The organism is Enterobacter sp. CPE_E863 (assembly GCF_046521465.1).
GTDB lineage: Bacteria > Pseudomonadota > Gammaproteobacteria > Enterobacterales > Enterobacteriaceae > Enterobacter > Enterobacter adelaidei.
In genome coordinates this window covers 1-3,025 of record NZ_JBKFZX010000008.1, presented here as the reverse complement: position 1 = coordinate 3,025, position 3,025 = coordinate 1, and the positions used below count along the sequence as shown (strand labels likewise).

Genomic DNA, 3,025 nt, shown 5'->3' with positions numbered 1-3,025 from the left:
CGGCACCAAACGCTGCCTAAGACATTATCTACACAAAAACCTAGTCATAGGTTCACCAATAATTTAAAGCCGTTTAAATCAGTTTGAAGCCGTTTAGAGCATATATAAATTGTTTAGTGTTTTTTCCTATTGAAAGGATCCCAATCGATCGGTGTAGTTTATAGGTTTACAAATAGTCTTTGTTTAACAATAAATTAAATAAATAAAGAAGGATCGATGAGGATCTCTGGTGTATCGATCTATCAGGTTCCTACTTGATGAATCACGTAGGAAGAAACTACGACACAAGCTCGGGAAAGTAACTTTTAACATAACATCCGTTGCCCGCACCGCCTCAGAGGCTCTCAGGGCGTTTCTGAGGCCTCCGGCCTGAAACATACACCTTTCTGTGCCCATATCGAGAAAAAACGCCCCTGATGATTTCTGCGTACCTGCATGGCTATGCACTCAAGTGAATGAAGTAAGATTTCAGTCTGCGATCACCATAAAACCGGGAAAAAGCCGTATGACAAAACAGGAATCAGCCGCACTGAACATGGCAAAATTTATCCGGGCGCAGTCGCTGCTGCTGCTCGAAAAACTCGACATGCTCGATCTTGATGACGAGGCAGCCGACTGTGAGCGAATGCACGAACAGGCTGAAGCGCTTTATCAGAAGCTGAGCGCACGCTTCGGTATACAGGACGGCGAATAAAGAGACGAAAAGAACGCTCACTTAGACGAAAAGCGTATCCAGGGCAACTATGTATATCCACCGTGTACATAGTCATGCCTGACGCTTTCGAGCAGGTCGAGCATGTAGGAACGACGAGCTTGATTGGTATCGGACACAATATGGCGATACGCCTCAAACATAAAAGCACCCGCATCACCGCCCGAACGGCGAAGCATAGCGGAAATCATCCGCACAAAGAGCAGACGTTCATCGGGGCAAAGGTTCATAAGTTCTCCTGGTGAAAAACCAAACATGAAGCACCCATCTATTAACGTCAGCTGTGAACGCTTCATTAGAAGAAAATAGGTAAACCCGGGAAAAAGATCCAAACGTTAACATCACAGGTAAACAGAAACGTCGGGTCGATCGGGAAATTCTTTCCCGGACGGCGCGGGGTTGGGCAAGCCGCAGGCGCGTCAGTGCTTTTAGCGGGTGTCGGGGCGCAGCCCTGAACCAGTCACGTAGCGCTAGCGGAGTGTATACTGGCTTAATATGTCGACACGGATGCGGAGGTCAGTGAAGTGCTTCATGTGGAAGGAGGAAAAAGGCAGCACCGGCGCGTCAGCAGAATATACGAGACAGGAGATATTCCGCTTCCTCGCTCACTGACTCGCTGCGCTCGGTCGTTCGGCTGCGGCGAGCGGTGTGGGCTTACAAACTGGGCGGAAATTTCCTAGAGGATGCCAGGGCGATACTTAGCAAAGAAGAAGCAAGGCCACGGCGTTGCCGTTTTTCCATAGGCTCCGCCCCTGACAAGCATCACGAAATCTGACGCTCAAATCAGTGGTGGCGAAACCCGACAGGACTTAAAGATACCAGGCGTTTCCCTGGTGGCTCCCTCGTGCGCTCTCCTGTTCCTGCCTTTCGGTTTACCGGTGTCACTCCGCTGTTATGGCCGCGGTTTCTCATTCCACGCCTGACACTCGGTTCCGGGAAGGCAGTTCGCTCCAAGCTGGACTGTATGCACGAACCCCCGTTCAGTCCGACCGCTGCGCCTGTTCCGGTAACTTTCGACTTGAATCCAATCCGGATAGACACGGCAAAGCGCCAATGGCAGCGGCCATTGGTAACTGGGCAAAGGGATGAGTCTTGATGTGATAGCCATATTGCGGCTAAACTGGAGATACTTGTTTTGGTGACTCGTCGCCCTTACGACAGTTACCCGGTTCAAAAACTTGCCCGTTTGTTGAACCTTGAAAAAGCCACCTTGCCGGGTGGCTTTTTTCTTTCTAACGTCAAACGTTAAACGGCCATGCTTTAAACGTCAATTCATTGCCGTTTAAAGCATTACCCGCAATCTCGACCAAAAGAATCATTAGCTACATCTAACGCCTGTAGTGATCGAAAAACTTCATCATAACCGTGAACGGACACCAAACGTTTTAAACAACGTTCATCTCGACTTTTTAACTTAGAAAGAGCCAATCTCTCTCGCGTCAAAACCACTGATTCCGGATCTTCCAGCAACAGCTGCATATCATTTTCCGTAATGAGATATTTAGCTTGGATAGTTCCACCTCCAGTATCCGACGCGGTGGGAATCTTCACGCGTGATACAGGCAGGTAAAACTTATTTTCCAGAACATCAATGACCGCAGCCAGCTTAGTTACTTCGTAGTCTGCTTCAATCCGGTTCCCCGCACTTGTTACGCACTTCCCTTCACACATGGCAGCAAGAACAATAGCTTGAGAGTCACACATGTCATGAACAAGAGACAACATAAACGGGGAGTGATTGAACAGATTTGAAAGCTTACGGCGGGAGATAGAAGAAGGATAATCGACAGTTACTTTAGTCATGATTCACCTCCACGCCACTAAAGATAGCGGACGGAACCTTGCGGCACGTGAAGGAGATATAGCTAACATCCCCCGGATGAGGGATCGAGATTGTATTACACATTTTGGCACCTTGACCTTGCGGTCCGTGAAGAAGATTAAGGTTATTTGCTAACGGGGCATGAGCTGGTAAGGCTCGCAAACTGGTAAGGTCTGCCGTTGCGCCTATTCTAACACGATCACCATATTGAAGAGCAATTAATGCGCTGATGAATCGAGGATTTTTGACACAAAAAAACCCGCCTCTTCACGATTAGCGGGTTCTCTTGTGAAGGTTTCACCTTCTTAAGAAGCCATCTCAAGCTTCGACAAATAGCCACCACAGCTACCTGCCTATGTTTTTTAATTGCCAGCCACCACAGCCAGCGCCATGGATAGTAATTCTAACGAGGGATCCCGTAAACAGTGTTTAAAAAACCAGCCATCAGACCAACAGCAGCATCGAGAGCAGCCTGTAAAACCCCCACTGTA

The 3,025-nt window shown here is 48.3% G+C and carries 3 protein-coding genes; 1 reads left to right on the top strand and 2 read right to left on the bottom strand.

Annotated elements, in window-relative coordinates; all coding sequences use genetic code 11:
• The first annotated feature begins 505 nt into the window (after window positions 1–505).
• The gene (locus ACLHV8_RS27065) at window positions 506–694 is read left to right on the top strand and encodes a Rop family plasmid primer RNA-binding protein (protein ID WP_053507524.1); all 189 of its coding nucleotides are present in this window, start codon (window positions 506–508) and stop codon (window positions 692–694) included.
• A gap of 47 nt (window positions 695–741) precedes the next feature.
• On the opposite strand, the gene ACLHV8_RS27060 is transcribed toward ACLHV8_RS27065, so the two are convergent.
• On the bottom strand, window positions 742–969 hold the full coding sequence (locus tag ACLHV8_RS27060; protein ID WP_206282062.1) for a hypothetical protein: 228 nt from the start codon (window positions 967–969) through the stop codon (window positions 742–744).
• Window positions 970–2,002: 1,033 nt separating this feature from the next.
• Window positions 2,003–2,515, bottom strand: coding sequence for a hypothetical protein (locus ACLHV8_RS27055; protein ID WP_053507525.1), 513 nt, complete (start codon window positions 2,513–2,515; stop codon window positions 2,003–2,005).
• Between the last annotated feature and the right edge of the window lie 510 nt (window positions 2,516–3,025).